The sequence below is a fragment of the Actinospica acidithermotolerans genome (assembly GCF_018139625.1).
GTDB classification, from domain to species: Bacteria; Actinomycetota; Actinomycetes; order Streptomycetales; family Catenulisporaceae; genus Actinospica; species Actinospica acidithermotolerans.
In genome coordinates this window covers 36,800-56,972 of record NZ_JAGSOH010000025.1, presented here as the reverse complement: position 1 = coordinate 56,972, position 20,173 = coordinate 36,800, and the positions used below count along the sequence as shown (strand labels likewise).

16 protein-coding genes and 2 pseudogenes are annotated in these 20,173 nt (G+C 70.5%); 9 read left to right on the top strand and 9 right to left on the bottom strand.

Going from position 1 to position 20,173, the window contains the following annotated elements; genetic code table 11:
- Positions 1-8: 8 nt before the first annotated feature.
- Genes KDK95_RS11600 through KDK95_RS11590 form a run of 3 tightly spaced genes read right to left on the bottom strand, consistent with a single transcriptional unit; the run spans position 9 to position 3,474 of the window.
- Positions 9-863, bottom strand: a complete 855-nt coding sequence (locus KDK95_RS11600) for a hypothetical protein (protein WP_212518100.1) — start codon at positions 861-863, stop codon at positions 9-11.
- Positions 857-1,399 (bottom strand): sigma-70 family RNA polymerase sigma factor, encoded by a 543-nt coding sequence (locus tag KDK95_RS11595; protein WP_212518099.1) that lies wholly within the window; start codon positions 1,397-1,399, stop codon positions 857-859. The genes KDK95_RS11600 and KDK95_RS11595 overlap by 7 nt, the downstream gene beginning before the upstream one ends.
- The gene (locus KDK95_RS11590) at positions 1,399-3,474 is read right to left on the bottom strand and encodes a right-handed parallel beta-helix repeat-containing protein (RefSeq protein WP_212518098.1); all 2,076 of its coding nucleotides are present in this window, start codon (positions 3,472-3,474) and stop codon (positions 1,399-1,401) included. The genes KDK95_RS11595 and KDK95_RS11590 overlap by 1 nt, the downstream gene beginning before the upstream one ends.
- Before the next feature lie 331 nt (positions 3,475-3,805).
- Between KDK95_RS11590 and KDK95_RS11585 the strand changes: the two genes are divergently transcribed.
- Entirely contained in the window at positions 3,806-4,381 is a 576-nt protein-coding gene (locus KDK95_RS11585) for a SigE family RNA polymerase sigma factor (RefSeq protein ID WP_212518097.1), read from the top strand.
- Between the two features lie 30 nt (positions 4,382-4,411).
- A complete protein-coding gene (locus tag KDK95_RS11580; RefSeq protein WP_212518096.1) occupies positions 4,412-5,395 on the top strand; it encodes a hypothetical protein in 984 nt (327 codons plus the stop codon).
- 20 nt (positions 5,396-5,415) lie between these two features.
- Here KDK95_RS11580 and KDK95_RS11575 read toward each other — a convergent pair whose 3' ends face one another.
- Both KDK95_RS11575 and KDK95_RS11570 read right to left on the bottom strand, forming a co-directional pair.
- Positions 5,416-6,312, bottom strand: coding sequence for a hypothetical protein (locus tag KDK95_RS11575; protein ID WP_212518095.1), 897 nt, complete (start codon positions 6,310-6,312; stop codon positions 5,416-5,418).
- Between the two features lie 69 nt (positions 6,313-6,381).
- Positions 6,382-8,733: an arylsulfatase gene (locus tag KDK95_RS11570; RefSeq protein ID WP_372463309.1), complete on the bottom strand. Its 2,352-nt coding sequence runs from the start codon at positions 8,731-8,733 to the stop codon at positions 6,382-6,384.
- A 459-nt stretch (positions 8,734-9,192) separates the two neighbouring features.
- Between KDK95_RS11570 and KDK95_RS11565 the strand changes: the two genes are divergently transcribed.
- Entirely contained in the window at positions 9,193-10,158 is a 966-nt protein-coding gene (locus KDK95_RS11565) for a polysaccharide deacetylase family protein (protein ID WP_212518093.1), read from the top strand.
- 108 nt (positions 10,159-10,266) lie between these two features.
- Here the strand turns inward: KDK95_RS11565 and KDK95_RS11560 are convergent, their stop codons facing one another.
- Entirely contained in the window at positions 10,267-10,644 is a 378-nt protein-coding gene (locus KDK95_RS11560) for a BON domain-containing protein (RefSeq protein ID WP_307844314.1), read from the bottom strand.
- 143 nt (positions 10,645-10,787) lie between these two features.
- Here KDK95_RS11560 and KDK95_RS11555 point away from each other — a divergent pair, with 143 nt between their 5' ends.
- Positions 10,788-11,522, top strand: coding sequence for a nitroreductase family protein (locus tag KDK95_RS11555; protein WP_212518092.1), 735 nt, complete (start codon positions 10,788-10,790; stop codon positions 11,520-11,522).
- A 43-nt stretch (positions 11,523-11,565) separates the two neighbouring features.
- Positions 11,566-11,658 (top strand): annotated as a pseudogene (locus KDK95_RS38195) (TetR/AcrR family transcriptional regulator); the annotation flags it as partial.
- 30 nt (positions 11,659-11,688) lie between these two features.
- Here the strand turns inward: KDK95_RS38195 and KDK95_RS11550 are convergent.
- Positions 11,689-12,309 (bottom strand): TetR/AcrR family transcriptional regulator, encoded by a 621-nt coding sequence (locus KDK95_RS11550; protein ID WP_212518091.1) that lies wholly within the window; start codon positions 12,307-12,309, stop codon positions 11,689-11,691.
- A gap of 141 nt (positions 12,310-12,450) precedes the next feature.
- Here KDK95_RS11550 and KDK95_RS11545 point away from each other — a divergent pair.
- Positions 12,451-13,110, top strand: a pseudogene (locus KDK95_RS11545) (SDR family NAD(P)-dependent oxidoreductase); the annotation flags it as partial.
- Positions 13,111-13,157: 47 nt separating this feature from the next.
- Here KDK95_RS11545 and KDK95_RS11540 read toward each other — a convergent pair.
- A complete protein-coding gene (locus tag KDK95_RS11540) occupies positions 13,158-13,787 on the bottom strand; it encodes a TetR/AcrR family transcriptional regulator (RefSeq protein ID WP_212518089.1) in 630 nt (209 codons plus the stop codon).
- A 238-nt stretch (positions 13,788-14,025) separates the two neighbouring features.
- On the opposite strand from KDK95_RS11540, the gene KDK95_RS11535 reads away from it, so the two are divergent.
- Positions 14,026-14,862, top strand: coding sequence for an NmrA family NAD(P)-binding protein (locus KDK95_RS11535; protein WP_212518088.1), 837 nt, complete (start codon positions 14,026-14,028; stop codon positions 14,860-14,862).
- Positions 14,863-14,998: 136 nt separating this feature from the next.
- Here the strand turns inward: KDK95_RS11535 and KDK95_RS11530 are convergent, their stop codons facing one another.
- Positions 14,999-15,220 (bottom strand): MbtH family protein, encoded by a 222-nt coding sequence (locus tag KDK95_RS11530; protein WP_212518087.1) that lies wholly within the window; start codon positions 15,218-15,220, stop codon positions 14,999-15,001.
- 239 nt (positions 15,221-15,459) lie between these two features.
- Between KDK95_RS11530 and KDK95_RS11525 the strand changes: the two genes are divergently transcribed.
- Positions 15,460-17,010 carry an amino acid adenylation domain-containing protein gene (locus tag KDK95_RS11525; RefSeq protein WP_212518086.1) on the top strand — a complete coding sequence of 517 codons (1,551 nt, stop codon included), beginning with the start codon at positions 15,460-15,462 and terminating at the stop codon, positions 17,008-17,010.
- A 211-nt stretch (positions 17,011-17,221) separates the two neighbouring features.
- Positions 17,222-20,170 carry a type 2 lanthipeptide synthetase LanM family protein gene (locus KDK95_RS11520; protein WP_212518085.1) on the top strand — a complete coding sequence of 983 codons (2,949 nt, stop codon included), beginning with the start codon at positions 17,222-17,224 and terminating at the stop codon, positions 20,168-20,170.
- The last annotated feature ends 3 nt before the right edge of the window (positions 20,171-20,173 follow it).

The following is a 20,173-nucleotide window of genomic DNA, read 5'->3' as shown; positions in this document are numbered from 1 at the left end:
GTCTTACCTCAGCTGTCTGTGTCGTGGTCGGCGTCGCGGCTGCTGACGGAGAGCGCCAGCTCGTGGAGTCCTTCTTCGGGCGCTGCGGGCGGGGTCGATATCGGTTCCGTCGGTGCTACTACCGCCACCGCCGTGTTTACGTCCCGCAGCGGCCTTCCGTCGAACGGCAGGCCCAACTCCTCCACGGCGCCGAGCCCGTTCCGTCCGATCCGCACTGTCCAGCAGCCCGAATCAGGCTTCTGCTGGGTGACCTGAATCCCGTGCGTATCCCCGAGCGTCCCGATCCAGTCGGCGGCACCTGCCCCCGAGACCGCTATCGTCCCCGGGCAGTAGTCGAGGTCGACGACAAGCCATCCCTCGCCCTGCATCCCGAGCACCAGCAGCGCCGCGTCGGCCGGGTCCGCCGTCAGCTCGTCGGTCGGCGCGACCCACCGGTTCGCCGCCGTCGCCGTCCACGGAGCGCGCGGCTTTCCGGCGTCCGCCCCGGGCAGCAGCACCTCGACCTGACTCGCGCCGGCCAGCACCGCGTACGGCGCCGGGCTGTCCTCGCCTTCCGCCAGCGAGGCCAGCGCGACGGCGGCGAGCGTCGTCGCTTCCGTCGTGCCGAGCCCCGGTCGACCGGCCCGGAGCGCGCGCGGGGCCTTCGGCCGGCGTGCAGCGGCCGCCGCGCTCGCCGCGCGATCGGCCCGTCGCGCCCAGTCGTAGAGCGAGCCCACGGACCGCACGAGCGGGGCCGCGAAGACCAATAGCGCCAGGCCGAGCACGGCCAGCGGCCAGTACCGCGTGATCTGCGGGGAAAGGAAGCCGCTTGCCGTGACGAGATCGGGCGGCGGCGCCACGGCCGGGTGGAGCTCGGTCAGCATTCGTCGATTCCTGTTCTCAGCAGCGCTCCGCGCAGCGCGCGCGTCGCATGGTGTGTGCGGGACTTGACAGTGCCTGGCGGGATGCCGAGGTCGGCGGCGATCCGCGGTCCCGAATGGTCCAGGCAGTAGAAGCGGACGAGGATCTCCCGGTGCGCGTCGGTCAGTAGGCGCAGCGCCCGCGCGAGCACGACGGCGTCGAGCACCTGCTCGTCCACCGGCGCGGACGGATCGACGTGGTGCGGGGCGAGCTCCTCCTCGACCTCGCGCGGCCGGGCCGCCGCGCGCCGCCGCGTGTCCACGACCAGGTTGCGGGCGACTGTGAACAGCCACGCCCGCGGCGAGCCCGCGGCGCCCTGGTCGACCAGCGTCGGCGCCGCGAGCCACGCGCGCAGCAGGGTCTCCTGCACGATGTCCTCCGCTCGGTGCGGATCGTCCGGCACCAGCCTGCGCACGTAGCGCATCAGCGGCCCGCGGTGCTCGGCGTGCAGGTTGTGCCAGAACCCTGCGATACCCGGGTCCGCGATCTCGTCGGCCACTAGCAGGCTTCCGGCGCGGGCAGGTCCTCGGGCCGCAGCCGGACGAGGTCGGACTCGGTCGGATCCGCCAGCGCGGCGAGCCGCCGCGCGTGGTTCTCCGTCATCCGCTGGAACACCTGCCGCGCGGTACGGCCGTTGCCGAAGCCGCGCTCCCGGGGCAGCGAGCCGAACAGGGCCGCGAGCTGCGCGACCGTGTCCTCGTCGAGTTCGTAGGCGTGCGACGCGGCCTGGTGGGTGGCGATGGCCACGAGCTCCCCGACGCTGTAGTCCTCGAACATCAGAGTCCTGGTGAAGCGGGAGGCGAGTCCGGGGTTCGCCGCGACGAAGCGCCCCATCTCTCCCGGATAGCCGGCCACGATCACCACCGCGCGGTCCCGGTGGTCCTCCATCAGCTTGACCAGCGTGGCGATCGCCTCCTGGCCGAAGTCGTTGCCCGGCGAGGCCGGCGTGAGCGAGTACGCCTCGTCGATGAACAGCACCCCGCCGAGCGCCCGCTTGAACACCGCCTGCGTCTTCGGCCCGGTGTGCCCGACGTACTCGCCGACCAGGCTCGACCGGTCGGCCTCGACCAGGTGGCCCGACTCCAGCAGCCCGAGCGCGGCGAGGATCCGCCCGTAGAGCCGGGCCACGGTGGTCTTCCCGGTGCCCGGATTGCCCGCGAAGACGAGGTGCCTGCTCAGCGGCGGGGCGGGCAGGCCCGCGTCCTGCCGCCGTCTGACCAGCCGCATCACGTCGACGAGGGTCGCGATGTCCTGCTTGACGGAGGCGAGCCCGGTCAGCCCGTTCAGCTCGGCCAGCACCTCGTCGAGATCGGCCGCCGGCTCCGTCCGCGCATCCGCTCCGGCCTCGGCGGCTGGAGTTCCACCACTCACCGCGGCGGGCGTCCGGATACCCCGAGGCAGGCTGCTGACCGCCACGTTCTCCGTGCGGCAGTCCTCGAACACCCCGCGCGCGTCGTCGTGCGCCGCGTAGTCCTCGGCGCAGTCATGGACGGTCAGCCGCCGCAGGACCGGATCGGCGCCCGCACCGATACTCACCGCGGGGTAGGCCGTGTCCGATATCTCGCAGTCCGTGTACGTCCCGTGCGCTCCGTCCGCGATGTACAGCCCGTTCTTCCCGGCTCCGGCGATCGTCAGCGAGCTGATATCGGGGGCGGCCCCCGTCCACACCACGACGGCGCCGGCGCCGGCCTTCTCGACCCGGCAGCGGTCGAGTGACGCCTTGCCCGGAGTCTGGAGCAGGAAGCCCGCCGAACCGACCCCGAGCACCGCGCAGTCCGCGAACCGGACCCGCGACCTCCCGTCCGCGGTGACGCCCGTCAGTTTCGCGCCCTCGATCACGCAGCCGTACGCATCGACCTCGGCCTCGTCCGTCGTGCGCACCCCGTGCTCGTCGCCGCCCTCGATGCGTATTCCGGACAGCCTGGCGAACGACGCGCCGCCCAGGTGCACCGCACTGAACGAGGTCCGTCCGAACCGGCCGTCGGCCACGTCGGCCCGCGCGCGGTCGCCGCACAGCATCCCGTTGCCCCCGCTCCCGGACACCGTCAGGCCGCGGGCCACGAGCCTGGCCCGATCTCGCAGCACGAGCCCGCTCGCTCCCGCATCCGCGATCTCGATGTCTCGGAGGTCTGCGAAGCCGTCGTCAGTCAGCACGATCCCCGCACCCGAGACCCTCACGACGCGGCTGTCCCGGATCGCCAGGGCGGCCCGTCCCGCCCCGTGCACGGCGGCGGTCGCCGACCCTTCGAACGTGCAGGACTCGATGACGGCCGGTCCCGTGGCAAGGCAGCCGATGCGCCCACCCGTCACCGTCGCGTCCGTCAGCCGCGCCCCGATCCCCAGTCGCACGACCGTCTGCGCCGAATCAGTGCCCTGAATCCGCACCCCGGTGACGCTCGCGCCGGCGCCCAGCGTCACCGAGCCGATGACGCGGCCCGGCTCCTCGCCCTCCACGGCGAGAGCCACGCCGGCAGGCACCTCGACGTCCCCCGTGAACGACTGCCCGCCCGGCCACCCGACCGTGCTCCCGGCCTCCGCACCCCGCAGCCGGGCCGCCAGGACGCTCAGTGACATGCCCCGGGCATTGTCCCGACCTACCACCGCGCGCAGCGGCCCCGCTCGCATCAGTTCTCGACCCATCCTTCTTGAGGCAGCAGTACCGGGAGATCGTCGCGGAGCAGAATGTCCGCCGGGTGTCCAAAGCTGGAAGTTAGGTTAACTAAGTCGGCGGATCGGCGCTCGCTCGAGCCAGCCGCCGGCTGAACACCGCGAGCTACCTGCCAGCCGGTCGATCCGGTCCAGAACAAGGCCGCCCGGGGAGTCGTGCAACCTTTCTGCACCTCCATCTTGTTGAGCTCATGTCCGCCCACTTACGCTCGCGACTGGATCAAGAAGGGGGGCTCGCATGGCCGGGGCACAGCATGATGCGGAGTTCACCGAGTACGTCGCCGCCCGCACGGCGTGGCTGCGCCGTACCGCGTACCTGCTGTGCCAGGACTGGCACCGGGCCGACGATCTGACCCAGGCCGCGTTTCTGCGGCTCTACGTGCACTGGGAACGTGCGCTGAAGGTCGAGCACCTCGACGCCTACGTTCGCACGATCCTGGTCAACACCTTCCTCAATGAGCAGCGTTCGCCCTGGTGGAAACGGATCACGCTGACGCACGGCCGTGCGGGCGGCGAGGAGTTCCCCGTGCTCACCAATGCTCAAGCCCGCAGCCACCTCGGCGCCCGCTCCGAAACCGCGCCCGGATACGCCGCGGCCCCGCAGGACGCGTCCGAGGACTCGCTCGATCTGCTGGCCGCTCTCGCCGAACTGCCACCCCGGCAGCGTGCCGCCCTCGTCCTGCGCTACTACTGCGACCTCTCGATCACCGACACCGCGCACCTGCTCGGCTGCACCCCCGGCACCGTCAAGAGCCAGACCTCACGCGGGCTCGACGCGCTCCGCCGGGTCCTCGAGGTCCGCCCCACCGCCTGAAACCCGGGAATGGAAAGGAGAACCAAGCAGATGTCCCTGGACAGCGACAACCTGGCCGAGCGTTTCGCGCACGTCTTCGACGCGCCCGAGCCCGCAACCGACATTGACCCGCACAACCTGCTCGAGGCAGGCCGGCGCATCAAGAGACAGCGGCGCCGGACACGGCAGATCACCGGCTCCGCGGCCGGCCTCGTCTGCCTCCTCGCAGCAGGCGCGTTCGTCCTCACTGCGTCGCACCCCACCGGCCGTACCCCGGACACCACCACGTCCGAGGCCGGCGATCCGCTCACCATTCAGGCCGACTTCACCTGGCTGCCCGGCCCGACACGCTCGATCCAGTATTCGAGCGGTAGCCTCCGCGGCAGCGGCTACGTCGACCACACCTGGAGCGACGGCACGATCCCGGTCACCGAGGACCTGACCTGGAATACGACACCCGACCCGATCATCCGCAAGCTCAAAAGCGCCGGCACCGTCAACGGCCAGGCCGCCTATTACACGAGCGACGGCGCACTGTATTTCAAGTCCCCCGCCGGCCAGTGGGCCGAACTCACCGCCGCCGCCCTCCCGGGCGGCAACGCCGCCCCCGACTACGGCCACGTCCCCGTCGCGACCGAACTGGCGATCGCCCGCTCGGTCCGCTTCGCCCCGCGAGAGATCGCCCTGCCGATCCGGATCGATGACGCCGACGCCAAACCCTCCCGCGTCACCTTCTCTACTCAGGGCAACGACGCGTGGACCCTGCAACTGGCCTACACCGAGGGGCCGATCGACATCACGATCGACGTCAAGCCGGGGAAACCCTATCCGACGAACCTTGGAGTGGAGTTGAACTATTACGTCTCCACACACACGTTCAAAGACGCGGCTAAGGCATCGAACGGACTCGGAATCAACATCGAAATGGCCAGCTTGAAGCAATCCGCACCCGGCGACCCCACGGCCTACCTCTCGCGGATCACCTCACTCGGCCTCGACCCGGCAGACTGGACCACTCACCCCATCGGGAACTGACGCGGCTGGCGATATCGACATTAACGGCGGCGGAAGCGCCTTCTGGCGTACAGTCCGCCGCCCAGAAACAGGAGCGCGGCAGGCACGGCGACGTCGAGCACGGGAACACCGTGCCGTTGCGGTTGCGACGCCGCGGTGTCCTGCGTTCCGGTCAGAGTCGCCGCGCTGTCGCTGGGTGCGGCCGGATCACTCGGCATCGACATCGCCGACGCCGACCGTGAGTTCTTCGCGTCGGCGCTCGGACTCGGACTCGGACTCGATGCGGCGGTGCCGGTGCGCGACGGCGTTGGGGGAGTGGTGGCCGCGGAGGTACGCACCGCCTCGTGCGTCGGGGCGGAGGTCGTGGTCTTGTACGTGCTCGGCGACGGCTTGGGCTGGGTCCAGCCCTGCGCGTATTGGCTGTACTCGAAGTTCATGCCGAGTTCGTTCATGGAGCACGGGTCGGCGCTGTACGCCAGGTCGTACTGGTATTCGCCGGACGGACTGGCGGTGGTGAACTCGGTGCGGATGTCGAGTGTGTGTGCGGCCTTCGGCGCGAAGGTGGCACCGAAGTACTGCACCTGGCTCTGCCAGTCGACGGCCGAGGCCATCCACGTCAGCCCGAACGCGTGCCAGGCGCCGCCGTCCACCCGCCAGGAAAGCGCCGGTGCGCCGGTCCCGCCGTGAACACCAGGTGGCGGAAGCAGAGCCAGGATGAAGCTCGCGTTCGAGAGCACCGCGGCCGTGGTGTTCGTCAGGCGAGTACTGTCGACGATCGCCGCACCCGCCTTCACGGACGTGGGCGTACCGCTCACGTTCGCGGCAGACAGATTGCCATCGGAGCACGACGGCGAGACCGTTGCACCGTAGGCGTATCCGGCCGGGACGCCGAGCGCGGCCAGTAGAGCGACGGTGCAGCACAGGACACGCCTGACCATGAGAGCCCCCGATGTCAATGGATAGCGGACGCATTCTGGCACACCTGGGCCCGCGCGGATATACGACTTTCAGTCGATCATGAACCAGCCGCGTACCTGCGCCTCGTGGTCGACGTAGCGCTCGCCGGAGACGTCGACGACGACCTTGTCGATGGTGCCGCCGGTGAACTCGAACGGCCCCTGGTAATCGGGGGTGACGGACGACGCGCTGTCGCGGCCGACGCAGATTCCGTCTCCGACGACACAGAAGTAGCCGGGTTGGGTCGTGATCTGCCCGGTACCGACATGCCGGTCATCGATATAGAGGTTCACGGTGCCGGTGGTTCCGGGCATCGCAGGGTCGGAGCTTCGTCCGTCGGCGGTGAAGTCGACCGTGATGACGTGCCGGCCCGGCGTGACCTCCTGATCCGCGCGCACGGTCTGGAGGTGCGTGCCCACCCAGTTGAACGCGTAGTGCGGCCGGCGGTCCTTGACGTAGAGACTGTGGCCTCCCGCGAGGCCGCCATGGGCATACAGGACGCCATGCACATCGGGGGAGTCGATATCGACCCCGGCGGCGATCGTGTACGAACGCCCGCTGATCACGACTCCCGACTGTTCGGGCACCGGGGAGCAGTCGGGGTAGTAGACGTATCGGTCTCGCGGCGGCGTGCCGTGCGGGCGTTCCGCGAGCGTCTGTTCGAGGGCCGTGCGATCGTCTAGAGGCAGGCCGTGGTAGACGCCTGCGTAGTAGTACCACAGGCTCTTGAGGGTCTCGAGGCGGGCCGGCTCCTGCGCTGCGATGTCGTGGACCTGCGCGCGGTCGGCCGCCAGGTTGTAGAGCTCCCACTGATCGTGCTCGAAGTTCCTCCAGCCGCTCAGCGGCGGGTGAACCGTGCAGGCCAGCCATCCCTCGTGGTAGATCGAGCGCTGACCGAGCATCGAGTAGAACTGGGTGTCCTTGCCCGGTGCGGCCGGATCGGCGAGGGAGGCCGCGAAGCTCACTCCCTCGATCGGGTTCTGCGGATACCCCTTGAGCGTCGCGGGCGGTTCGATCTCCAGAAGCTCGTAAAGGGTGGGCACGATGTCGACGGCGTGGATGTACGGATGGCGTACCTCTCCGCGAGCCTTGATCTTGGACGGCCAGGCGACCAGGCACATGTCGGCGACGCCGCCCTCATAGCCGGCCCAGCGCTTCCAATAAGGGAACGGAGTATCGAACGCCCACGCCCAGCCGGTGTTGTAGTGGTTGTAGGACGCCGGGCTGCCCAGCTCGTCGATGTGCTGCAAGGACAGCTCGGCCGGAGTCGGCAGGCCGTTGAAGAAGCGCCACTCGTTGAACGTGCCGTCGGGTCCACCCTCACCGCTGCCTCCGTTGTCGGAGACGGCCACGATGATCGTGTTGTCCAGTTCGCCGATCGACTCCAGGAAGTCGATCACCCGGCCGAGCTGGTCGTCGCTGTAGGAGACGTAGCCGGCGAAGACTTCGGCCATCCGGATGAAGAGCCGCTGCTCGTCAGCGCTGAGCGAGTCCCAGGGGCGGACGGTGTCGAGGCTCGGCCACGGCTGCCCGTCCGGCCCGGTCGCCGCCGGCTCGCCGTGCGGGTTGATCGGGGACAGCTCGGTCTGCTCAGGCAGCAGGCCGAGTTCCTTCTGCCTGCGCAGGATACCGGGCCTGATGGCCTCGTAGCCCTGGTCGAAGACGCCTTTGTACCGATCGGCCCATTCCTTGAAGACGTGGTGGGGCGCATGGGCCGCGTCCAGCGCGAAGTACATGAAGAAGGGCTTGTCTGGCTCTACCGACTTCGCGTCGCGGATGAACCGGATGGCCTGGTCGGAGAAATCCCGCGCGATGTGGTAGCCGTCCTCGGGCCTTCCCGGAGCGTCGATCGAGTGGTTGTCGTGGATGAGGTCGGGATACCAGCAGCTCGACTCGCCGCCGAGGAACCCGTAGAAGCGCTCGAAGCCGCGTCCCAGCGGCCAGCGTCCCTTGTAGGAGGCCATGCTGGTCTCCTCACCCGGAGTCAGGTGCCACTTCCCGACGCAGTACGTGTTGTAGCCGTGCTCGAGCAGCACCTCCGAGATGAACCCGTTCTCGAACGGGATGCGCGTGGAGATCCCCGGGAAGCCGGCACTGAACTCGGCGATCGTCGCCATGCCGTTGGAGGTCGCGTTCCGGCCGGTCAACAGCGATGCCCGGCTCGGCGAACACAGTGCGGTGGTGTGGAAGTTCGAATAGCTCACCCCGAGGTTCGCGATCCGCGTCATCGTCGGCGTCTCGACCGGGCCGCCGAAGCAGTCCATCGTGCCGTAGCCCACGTCGTCCCAGGCGATCAGCAGCACGTTCGGCGCGTGTTCGCGAGCTTTCGGGGCCAGGAAGGGCTGCCAGTCCGGCCGCGAGTCTCGGATATCGAGTGCGATCTTCCCCTTGAACGATCCCACCACAGCCAACTCCGCTTTCTCCCTCGTCGCGTCCGCCGGCAGACGGGGGCGCGGTCGGCGATGACCTCGACGGCGAACTCGGCGGCACCGATCGGTTGCCGGGGCCGACCGGCCTGGCCCGGAGCCCGGCACGAAGTCGCCCGTATCTCAGCCTGCGGCAGTCGGCTGCCCGTCGCCACCGCTCGTCCGCTCCTTCGCTCGAATGCAGTAGGCAGGGGAGAGGCGGCCGGGCCACGGGTGGGAGAACCGACTCTGCCGGCCGCCGGCCTGGATAACTCCCGGCCGTATGACGAGGTGTCACCGCACTGCAGCCGACCTTGGGCCGCTCGGGTCATGCAGGCGCGGCGACGCACTCGTGCGGAGCACACCGGGGGCGGGATGACGCGGTGTCGGCTTACGTTCGAAGTGCCGAGATCATGTACGGGAGTAGCCCGCGAGCGGGCCTGATGGGAGGTCGGGATGCGCAAGTGGGGCGCGCGGGGCGAGGCGAGCGGCGGCGAGGACGGGCAGCGGCGTGGGACGTCGTCCCGTAGACGGGTGCTGTGCGCGCTCGGCGGCTGGACGCTTGTGGCCGGGGGCGCGATAGCCCTGGAGGAGACCGTGCTTCCGGGTGCTTCTTCCCTGGAGGAGACCGCGCTACCGAGTGCTTCTCGTGCCGCCGCGTCACCGCCGATGATCGCCGCGCGCAACGCCGTGACCGCGTCCGGGGCGCACTCGCCCGCCGGCGGATCTGCGCGACCGGCTGGAGCGGGCGCGGCCCCGCTTGCGCTTGGGGACCGGCGCGTACCGGTCCCGCCGCCGGGCGCGGAGATACGCAGCGCCCCGGTCTGGTACGTCGACGGACGCGGGTCGAAGGCGATCGCGCTGACCCTGGATGACGGCCCGGACCCGGTCTACACCCCGCAGGCACTTGACCTGCTCGCCGCCCATGGGATCACCGCGACGTTCAACATGGTCGGCCGTCAGGTCGCCCAGCATCTGTCGCTGGTGCGCGAGGTCGCCGCGGCCGGGCATGCGATCACCAACCACACGTGGGACCACAGCGACCCGCGGCGGCTGACCTACGCCCAGACCTGTGCGCAGATCGACCGGTGCAACCAGGTCCTGGCCGACGCGGGGCAGCACCCGCGCATCTTCCGCGCCCCCTACGGCAACTGGACCCGAAGCGTGTACCGGGCGTGTGCCGCCTACGGCCTCACGCCGGTGGCCTGGTCGGTCGATCCGCGCGACTGGGCACGCCCCGGCGTTGGGGCGATCGTGACGAACGTGCTGACCCACACCCGAAGCCGCGACATCATCCTCGAGCACGACGGAGGCGGGAACCGCGCGCAGACCATCGCCGCGATGCGCATCTTTCATCCCCGCGCTACTCGAACGCGGATATCAGTTCGTGGCGATGTGAGACGGGCGTGTTCACCGACGTAAGACGGGCCTGTCCACCGGGGCAGTAACGGAGCGTCGTTCCGGGGGCGCGTGGCCCGGCGTGAGCGCTCCTGGCGTACGCCGAGCATCCGTCCGCGCGCTCGCTTCGGCTCAGCCACCGAGCGGCCCGGTGCCTCCGGCTCTGCCGTGGGTTTCGTCGTAGTCGAAGCCGAGTTCGCCGGCGACGGCGACGACTCCGTCCGTGCGGGCGACGACGCCGCTGATCAGCCCGGCCTGTCCGCGGGTCGGAACCCGGCCGTGTAGGTGGACCACGCCGTCCTCGACCCGCACGCGCACGGCCGCCGGGTCGATCCAGAACATGCCACGTATGACGTCCTCGGCGACCTCGCGGCGGATCTCCTCATCGGAGCGCGCGAACACCTTCAGCACGTCCTTCCGGCTGACCACGCCCTCCAACCGCCCATCCGGATCCGTCACGACGAGACGCTTGACGTGCTGCTTCAGCATGCTCCGGGCGGCTTCTGGAATCTCCTTGCGAAGAACTCCCCTTCACGCTCCCCGAGAACCCCAGAGCGCGCAAAGGTCTTTAGTCCCGCCCGAACCTGGCCGCAGGACCCGTCCGAGCGCGCCCGCGCCGCGCCGATCATTGATCCCAGAGGAGGTTATCCGCGATGACCAACCTGGCAGACCTCATCAGAAACCGCCGTTCCGAGCGGGGCGGCTACGATCCGGACCGTCGACCCCCGGACGCCGACATCCGCGCGATCCTCGAGGCGTCCCAGTGGGCCCCGACCGCGCACAACATGCAGAACTTCGAGGTGATCGTCCTCGACGATCCGGCGGTGCTGGCCGAGATCGGCCGGGTGCCCGGCGGCGTCTCGGCCGAGTTCATCCGGGAGAACTACGCCCAGCTCTCCTTCAGCGAGGACGAACTGATCGCCAAGGGCACGGGTCTGCCGGCGACGATGTTCCCCCCTGAGTGGCGGCAGCCGGAGACCCCGTCCGATGATCAGCCCGCGGCGGACCTCATCGAGCACGGCTTCCTCGACCAGACCATGCGCTCTTGCCCGCTCGTGCTGATCGTCGTCTACGACACCCGCAAGCGGGCACCCGCCTCCGAGGGAGACGTCCTCGGGTTGATCAGCCTGGGCTGCGTACTGGAGAACATGTGGCTGACCGCCACCTCGCGCGGTATCGGCCTGCAGGTGATGAGCGTGTTCAGCGACACCGGCATCGAGACGCGCTTGCACGAGATCCTCACGATCCCCGACCACATGAAGATCGCCTACGCCTGCCGCCTCGGCTACCCCGCCACGCAACCCGCCCGCTACCTGCGCGTGCGCCGTCCGCTCGAGCACTTCGTACACCGCAACACTTACACGCGCCACCTCGCCCCCACGCGCTGAGCCCGTCCCCCGCAGCTTACGATGGAGTGCTCTGCGAATACACCCGGACCTGCTGGCTCGTCAGCTAAGCCTGGTCTTCGATGGAGCCAGCGCCCGCGCCGGGATCCAGGCTGACAGCCTCACCGTGCACCGTTGAGTTGAGCGCGCAGCCCTGGAGGTCCCCGGGCTATCCGACCGTGGTCTTGGCGCCATCCCCGGCCGTGGCGGGGAGGGCGTTGTCGATCAGGACGGCGGCGATGGCGGCGGCGGTGGGGAAGGATTCGGTGTTGAGGACTCGGGTGCGGGCCGCGGCGCCGTCGAGGAGCAGCGCGAGTTGTTCGCCGAGTTGCTCGGGGTTGGCGGCCCCGGCTTCGCGGGCGGTATCGGCCAGGCGCGCGGCGATGGCGTTCTTGTAGTCGCGTGCGTAGCGGGACGCGGGGTGTTCGGGGTCGTGGAGTTCGACGGCCGCCGCGATGTAGGGGCACATGGGCGTGAGCTCCCCTGTGCCTGACGCGGGCAGCTCGAACGCGGCGAGCAGCCGTTCGCGCGGGCTGAGGTCGGTGTTGTCGAACACCGCTGGCATGACGTCCGGATCGAACTGGCGCAGGTATTCGGCGACGAGCTCGTCCTTGCCGGCGAAGTGCTGGTAGGCCGTGCGCTTCGAGACCTGGGCCGCCGCGCACAGCTCGTCCATGCCGGTGCGGTTGATGCCCTGGTCGCGGAACAGCTGCCGGCACGCGCCGAGGATGCGTTCGCGCGCGCCCCGGCCGCGGCGCAGGCCTTGGGGACCCTTCTCCAGCTCCGTCATGCCCGCAGTCTAGCCCAGACTGGTACCGATCGGTGTACATAGCTTGCACGCGGGCGCACCCTCCGCTACGTTAAGCACACGGCTCGGTGTACATAACGCCGAAGCCGTTCCGGACGCCCGTCTGAACACTGGAGTGATCGTGGGGGCTCGACCGGCATGGCGCTGGCCGGCGCCCGGCTGTTCGTCGAGGAGGGAGCGCACGTCTTCATCCAAGGCCGACGGCAGCAAGCGCTCGACGAGGCCGTCAAGCTGATCGGCCGGAACGTGACCGCCGTGCAGGGGGACGCGTCCGACCTCAAGGGCGCGATCGACGTGCTGTGGGCGAGCGCCGGGATAGGCGAGCAGGCCAGGCTCGGCGAGATCACCGAGGCCCAGTTCGAGGCCACCTTCTCGCTCAACGCGCGCGGGACGCTGTTCACGGTGCAGAAGGCGCTGCCGCTGCTCAACGACGGTGCCTCGATCTTCATGACCGGTTCGAGCGCCTCGCGCAAGGGCTATCCCGGCTGGAGCGTGTACGCCGGGAGCAAGGCCGTGCAGCAGGCCTGGGCCCGGGTGTGGCTCAACGAGCTCAAGGACCGCCGCATCCGCGTCAACGTCCTGACCCCTGGCCAGGTCGCCACGGCCAAGCAGGAAGAACTCTTCGACGAGGCGACCAAGAAGGCCTTCGAATCCCTGATCCCCCGCGGCCAGATGGGCCGCCCCGAAGAGATCGCAACCGTCGCCCTGTTCCTCGCCTCCGACGACTCCAGCTACGTCAACGGCATGGAACTGGTCACCGACGGCGGCACCACCGTCATCTGATAGGGAAGCGCCCCGACGGCCGGCTTAGGTATGTCGGGGGAGCCGTTCTATCGCGGCGTCGCCTGGTCGTGGATGTGGGCGATCACGGTGTCGAGGGCGGCTTCCAGGGCGCCGGTGGTGTGCTGAGCCTGGGCGAGCAGGAGTCCGCCCTGGACGGCGGCCAGGAGCGCTAGGGCGAGCCGGTCGGTGTCGGTTTCCGGTCGCAGGGTGCCGTTGCCGACCATGCCGAGCAGGCCTTCGCGGATCGCCGCGGCCCACGCGGTGAAACTCGCGGCCAGGGCAGTGCGGGCCTGCGGGTTGTGGTCGGACAGTTCGCTGGACAGGCTGCCGAGTGGGCAGCCGCCGGTGCCGCCATGCTCCCGGGCGGCGTCGATGACGACGTCGCGCCATGCGTTCAGGGCGTTGAGGCTGTCGAGCTTGGCGAGCAGCGGGGTCTGGTTCGCGAGGATCGCTTGGGTCTGGAAGGCGATGACGGCCCGGGTCAGGTCGTCCTTGTCGGCGAAGTAGTGGTAGATCTGCGACGAGCTGACCCCGGCGGCGTCGCGCAGTGCCGGGGTGCTCGTGCCGGCCGCTCCGTGCCGGTACATCAGATCCGCGGCTGCGGCGACGATCCGGTCGCGGGTCGCGCGGCCCTTGCTGGTGCTCGGCGCGTCCTTCCGCGCCGTCTGCGTCGACATCGGTTCACCCCCAGAAGTGGATTTGACGATCCAATCTTAGCGGCCGTAGATTGGATAGCACAATCCAATCCGTGCGTGGCGAGCGGTCGCGGCCGACTGCGGAGTGCGGACTGCGGACTGCGGACTGCGGACTGCGGACTGCGGACTGCGGGGCGCTTCCTCCGCGTCGGCCTGGCCTCACCTGAGGACGTGCGCCGCCCGGCGGCCGAATACGGCACTACCGACGAAGGAGAACATCGTGATTCTGGTCACCGGCGCGTCCGGGAAGGTCGGCTCCGAAGCCGCCCGGTTGCTCGGCGCGCAGCACCAGCCCACCAGGGCGCTGGTCCGCGATCCGTCCCGCGCGCCCCGCGCCGACATCGAGATCGTCACCGGGGACTTCGAGGTCCCGGACACGCTGGATGCGGCCATGCGCGGGATCGAGACCGTCATCCTGGTCAGCCCCGCCGTACCCGCGCAGGAGATTGCGGTCATCGCCAGCGCCGCACGGCGAGGCGTACGGCACATCGTCAAAGTCACCAGCAAGGCGTCGGCCGATTCTCCTGTTGATCGCCGCCGCGGCCAGGCGCAGATCGAGGCGTACCTGGAAACCTCAGGGATTTCCTATACGCTGCTGCGCGCGAACGCCTACATGCAAAACCTCCTCGCCCTGGCCCCGACGATCAAACAAACGGGCGGGTTCGTGATGTCCGCCGGCGACGGCCAGGTCGGCATGATCGACGCTCGTGACGTCGCCGCCACCGCCGCGACGGTGGCCACCTCGCCCGAGGCGCACGCCGGCCGAGCGTACTGGCTAACAGGGCCAGAGCTGATCACCTACGACGACGTCGCCAAGGAGCTTTCGGACGCGCTCGGACACTCGGTCGGCTACCGCCGAACCACGCCCGCCGAGCACCTGGCGGCGATGATCCGGGCGGGCGTTCCCGAACCGGTCGCGACCTCCAACGCCCAGGCTTTCGGGCTGATCGCCGAGGGCGACGCGGCGTGGCTCTCCGACGAGGTCGCAGCCATCACCGGCACGCCGCCGCGCCCGCTGCGCACCTTCATCGCCGACCACATCGCGGCATTCACCTGAAGTTCGAGCCATCGCAGTTCGTCGATCGGGCGCGCAAGACTCGCGCGCCGCCTGCCTGGTCGTGGACAGGGGAGACGTAGTCGGGGCGACGGCTCGGTGGTAACTTCGAGCCGTCCGGTCCCGTTCCCGGCGTTTGTCAGCCCCGGTCGCCCGCCATGGCCGCGATCAGGCTCGCGGGGCGGATGTCCGTCCAGTTCGTCTCCACGTACTCGAGGCAGCTCGCCCGGTCGGCCGCCCCGAACGCCGTACGCCAGCCGTCCGGTACGTCGATCGAGGCCGGCCACAGAGAGTGCTGATTCTCCTCGTTGACCAATACGAGATAGTGCGCGGATTCGTCCTCGAACGGATTGGTAAGCATTTTTCATCCTTCGACAGATGGCCGTGTTGAAGACGACGTTAGGCGAGATGCATTCCTCGGGCGTCTTCGCGGCGTCGCCGCGGCGTCTCGTGGCTGTGACGAGGCATCGCGTCGGCCGCATTCGTCTGACACACTTGCGTCGACCCGTACCGGATATGCGGAGGAGAGCCATGTCAGGGATTTCCGATACCGACGCTGAAAGCCGGGACGAAACGCTGTCCGCGCTATTCGCGAGACAAGTGCGCGAACGGCCCGACGACCCGGCCGTCGTGTTCGGCGAGACCCGTCTCAGCTATGCAGGACTCGACGGCCGCGTGCGGTTGCTCGCCCGGCGGCTCGTGGAGCGCGGCGTGCGGCCGGGCGCGCGGGTGGCGGTCATGCTGCCGCGCAGCGAGATGCTCGTCATCGCGCTGCTCGCCGTCGTCCGGGCCGGAGCCGCGTTCGTCCCGATCGACCCCGGATATCCGGCCGCCCGCATCGCCTTCATGCTGGAAGACGCCGAGCCGGCCTGCGTCCTGACGACGCGTGAGCACGCCGGAACCTCCTTCGGGGCGCCGCGGCTGCTGGTCGAGGACGAACTCGCCGCGCCCGGCACCGCGCCGGTGACCGGCGAAGCAGGGCCCTTAGACGGGCCTCTCGGCGCGGCGTACGTCATCTTCACCTCGGGTTCCACCGGCCGGCCGAAGGGCGTGGCGGTCTCGCATCGCGCGATCGTCCGGCATCTGCGGTGGATGCAGGAGCAGTTCCGCCTGCTGCCGGGCGAGCGCGTCCTGCAGAAGACGCCCGCCGGATTCGACGTGTCGGTCTGGGAGTTCTTCTGGCCGCTCATCGTCGGCGCCACGCTCGTCGTCGCCGATCCCGACGCCCACCGCGATCCGGCGCTGCTCGCCGACCTCATCCGCACCCACCGCATCTCGGTGATGCACTTCGTGCCGTCGATGCTGCGTCAGTTCCTCGGCGATCCAGCGGCGGCCGAGGCCGCACGCGCCTCACTGCGGCTCGTGATCACCAGCGGGGAGGAGCTGCCCAGGGACCTCAGCGGCCGTTTCCTCGAGACCGTGGGCTGCGAGCTGTTCAACCTCTACGGTCCGACCGAGGCCGCGATCGACGTCACCTTCCACCGCTGCGACCCGGCCGACGGCGCGCGCGTGCCGATCGGAACGCCCGTGGCGGAGACCCGGATGTACGTCCTCGACGCTGAACTGACGCCGGTAGCCGAGGGCGAGACCGGAGAACTGTACATAGCGGGCGTGCAGCTCGCCGACTACTACCTCAACCGGCGCGGGCTGACCGCCGAGCGCTTCGTGGCCTGTCCGTTCGAGCCGGGCGGCGCGCGCATGTACCGCACGGGCGACCTGGGCCGGCTCGACGATCGCGGCCGGATCGAGTTCCTCGGCCGCGCCGACTCGCAGCTGAAGGTGTTTGGGGTGCGGGTCGAACCGGGCGAGATCGAGTCCGTATTCACCGCGCACCCCGCCGTCGACCAGGCGGTGGTGGTGCTGAGCAAGGCCATCGGCCCGCAACCCGAGCTGCTCGCCTTCGTCACTCTGAATGCCGCCGACGCCGCCGCCACCGAGACCCTGGCGCGGGACCTGCGTCTGCACGCCGTCAAGACGCTCCCGCCGATGCTCGTCCCGTACGGCCCGATCGTACTGCCCGCCTTCCCGCTGACCGTGAATGGCAAGATCGATCGCAGTGCCCTTACCACGCGCCCCCTCACGCCGGAGCCGCGCACCGAGGTCCGCCTGCTCGCGCGCCAGATCGAGGGCGAGCTCGCGGCGCCGGTCTGAGGATACGCCGCAGCTCAGGCGGGATTCCGCGGCTCAGTCTGGAAAATGGGCGTAGCCGGCGCTAAGAACATACGTAGGTCGCCCTGTTGTCCGCGCACCCCGGCACGGCGGAGTATCGGTGCAGCGAACGGAGCCGCGTCGGGCTCCGCGGACGGCACACCGGAGGCGAACTGATGACTGGCATGCGCGTGTGGCGCCCGGGTGCCGCGTCGTGATCGAGACCTCCGCCGGCCCGTCCGACCGGGCCGAGACGCACGCCTGGTGGCTGCGCGCCCTGTCTCCGGCCGAAGCCCGGGATGCCGCCGGCACTCCGGAGTGGGCCGCCTTCGCCGCGGCCGCCGTGGCGAAGGCACCGGTTGCCGTCCGGCCGCCCGAGGGCGAACTTCCCGGCACGAGCGGCTTCGCGGCGATCCTCGCGCCGTTCGCCGACCTGGCCGCCGAACGCGTTCGAGCCGCCGCGGCCGCGCTGGACGGCGAGGTCGACCTGACCGCGATCCTCGACGAGTTCGCGCAGCGGCTCGCGGCGGTGCTCGGCCGGCTGGCCGCGCGGACGCTGGTGCTGGAATTAAACGTCGCCCGGGTGACCGGCCGGTTGGCGGGGGACAGCCCGACCGATCGGTTCCGCGCTTTCGTCGGGCACGCGGCCTCGCACGACGGACTGGCTTCGCTGCTCGGCGAGTACGCGGTGCTGGGCCGGATTCTGGCCCAGGCCGGTCTGCACGCCGCCGAGGCGCTGGCCGAGGTGCTGCACCGGTTGTCCGCCGACCGCCCGTCGCTGGTCGCCACGCTGTTCTCGGGCCGCGATCCGGGCCCGCTGGTCGAGGTGCGCACGTCAGTCGGGGACGGGCACCGGCGCGGCCGGTCTGTCGCACTGCTGCGCTTCGCCGACGGCTCCCGGCTCGTCTACAAGCCGCGTTCCCTTGCCGCGCACGGGCATTTCAACGACCTCCTCGCCTGGTTCAACGCGCGTACCGCCGGCCCGGCGCTGCGGGCGGCGGCGGTCGTCGAAGGAGACGGGTACGGGTGGGCCGAGTTCGTACCGCACCGTCCGTGCCGAGGTAGAAGCGAATTCGAGCGCTTCTACGAGCGCCAAGGCGCGCTGCTGGCGTTGATGTACGCCCTCGACGGCACCGATATGCATTTCGAGAACGTGATCGCCTGCGGCGACGAGCCGGTCCTGGTGGACCTCGAGACGCTCTTCCACCCGCCCGCGCCCTCCCTCGCCGCGCAGACCGCTCCGGATCCGGCCTGGCGGGCGCTGGAGTCCTCCGTGGACCGCGTCGGGCTGCTGCCGCGGCTGCTGCTCGGCGAGGAGAACGCGCTCGATCTGTCCGGCCTCGGCGGCGACGCGGGTCAGCACTGGCCGGTCGACTCGGTGTCCTGGGCGGACGCGGGCACGGACGAGATGCGCCTTATTCGCGGGACGCACGCGTTCGAGCCCTCGCTCAACCGGCCGTACCTGGCCGCCGGCGACGGCGCGGCCGAACCGGCCGACTTCACCGAGGCGCTCGTCGCCGGCTTCCGCGCCGCCTACGACACCGTCGTCGCCGGGCGCGACGAACTGGTCGGGCCGCGCGGCCTGCTGCACCGTTTCGCACGGGACGAGGTCCGGGTCGTGCTGCGGGCCACGCACGTGTACGCGACGCTGCTCGAGGAGTCGACGCACCCTGATGTGCTCAGGACGGCCGCGGACCGGGACGGAATCCTCGAGTCGCTGCGGGAGAATCCGCTCGGCGGTCCGCGCGGCGCGCTGCTGGAAGACTGCGAGCAGGCGGATCTGCGGATCGGGGACGTGCCGCTGTTCACCGCGTGTCCCGGGGCCGTGGATCTGTGCGGCGCCGCCGGAACGCGAATTCCGGGTGCACTGGCGCAAACGGGCCTCGATCGGGTTCAGGACAAGATCGCGGCGATGGGCGTCGCGGACCGGCACGATCAGGAGTGGGTCATCCGCGCGTCGCTGGCCGCGCGCTGCGGCACCCGGCCCGCGGCCGCGCCCGCCGTCCGGGCCGCCGCCGCGATCGCCGCGGCCACGGCGCCCGACCCGGAGACCCTGCTCACCACCGCCCGGGCCCTCGGCGATCAGCTGATCGCCAGTGCATTCAGCGACGGCGAGCGCACCAACTGGGTCGGGCTCGAACCGGTCGGCGCCGGGCACTGGCGCGTGCGTGCGATGGGCGCGGACCTGGCGCACGGCTGCTGCGGTCCGGCGCTGTTCCTCGCGCAGCTCGCTGCACTGACCGGCTCCGAACGCTACGCGCGGATCGCCCGGCTGGCGCTGGCCCCGGTGCCCTCCGTCCTCGAAGCCCTCGCCGGGCAGCCCGAGGACCTCGCCGTCGTCGGCTCCGGCGCCTTCGCCGGCCTGGGCGGCATCGCCTACGCGCTGGCGCAGGTGGCCGCCGCGTTGCAGGACGCTGAGATCGGCGGCTGGGTCGAGCGCGCGGTGCTGCTCACCGCCGCGGCGGCCGAGGCGGAGGACGAAGTCGGGGTCGGCGACGGGACCGCGGGAGGGCTCGCGGCGCTGCTGGCCGTGCATCAGGGCACCGGCTCGCCCGCGGCGTGGGACGGGGCGCGGGCCTGCGCCGCGCGCCTGCTCGGCCGACCGGTTCCGGCGGAACCTGGCTTCATCCGCGGCGCGGCGGGCGTCGGCTGGGCACTGTCGAAATTCGCCGCGGCGGCCGGGGATCCGGCCGTGCAGAACGCGGCGTCCGCCATGCTGCGCGCCGCGGACGCCGCCGGCTCGGACTCCTCGTGGTGCGAGGGCCTGGCCGGGTACGCGTCGGCGCTCGCCGCCGCAGATGGGTCGGGGCTCGCCGCGCAGGCGGCGGCCGCGCTGCGGGCTCTCGCGCTGGCCGGCCCGCTGCCCGACGACAGCCTGTGCCACGGGGAACTGGGCGCGGTGCATGCGCTCAGCCGCGCCGCCGACCCCGAACTGCGCGCCGCGGCCGCCGAGCGGGCGGCGGCGCTGGCCGAGGCCCTGGCCGTGCGGCCGCCGCGCTGCGGGACGCCCGCGGGCATGCCCACCCCCGGCCTGCTCGCCGGCCTGGCCGGAATCGGCCACGGCCTGCTGCGCATCGGCTTTCCCGACCGCATACCCTCGGCGCTCCTCGTGGAGCCGCCGATTCCCATCCGGCGCCCTTCGCAGGCGTCGTATACCCGGTGATCA

Excerpts from the sequence above, each read along its gene's own strand:
- KDK95_RS11600 (WP_212518100.1), bottom strand. The coding sequence starts at position 863 with ATGCTGACCGAGCTCCACCCGGCCGTGGCGCCGCCGCCCGATCTCGTC.
- KDK95_RS11590 (WP_212518098.1), bottom strand. The coding sequence starts at position 3,474 with ATGTCACTGAGCGTCCTGGCGGCCCGGCTGCGGGGTGCGGAGGCCGGG.
- KDK95_RS11585 (WP_212518097.1), top strand. The coding sequence starts at position 3,806 with ATGGCCGGGGCACAGCATGATGCGGAGTTCACCGAGTACGTCGCCGCC.
- KDK95_RS11580 (WP_212518096.1), top strand. The coding sequence starts at position 4,412 with ATGTCCCTGGACAGCGACAACCTGGCCGAGCGTTTCGCGCACGTCTTC.
- KDK95_RS11575 (WP_212518095.1), bottom strand. The coding sequence starts at position 6,312 with ATGGTCAGGCGTGTCCTGTGCTGCACCGTCGCTCTACTGGCCGCGCTC.
- KDK95_RS11565 (WP_212518093.1), top strand. The coding sequence starts at position 9,193 with ATGCGCAAGTGGGGCGCGCGGGGCGAGGCGAGCGGCGGCGAGGACGGG.
- KDK95_RS11555 (WP_212518092.1), top strand. The coding sequence starts at position 10,788 with ATGACCAACCTGGCAGACCTCATCAGAAACCGCCGTTCCGAGCGGGGC.
- KDK95_RS11550 (WP_212518091.1), bottom strand. The coding sequence starts at position 12,309 with ATGACGGAGCTGGAGAAGGGTCCCCAAGGCCTGCGCCGCGGCCGGGGC.
- KDK95_RS11540 (WP_212518089.1), bottom strand. The coding sequence starts at position 13,787 with ATGTCGACGCAGACGGCGCGGAAGGACGCGCCGAGCACCAGCAAGGGC.
- KDK95_RS11530 (WP_212518087.1), bottom strand. The coding sequence starts at position 15,220 with ATGCTTACCAATCCGTTCGAGGACGAATCCGCGCACTATCTCGTATTG.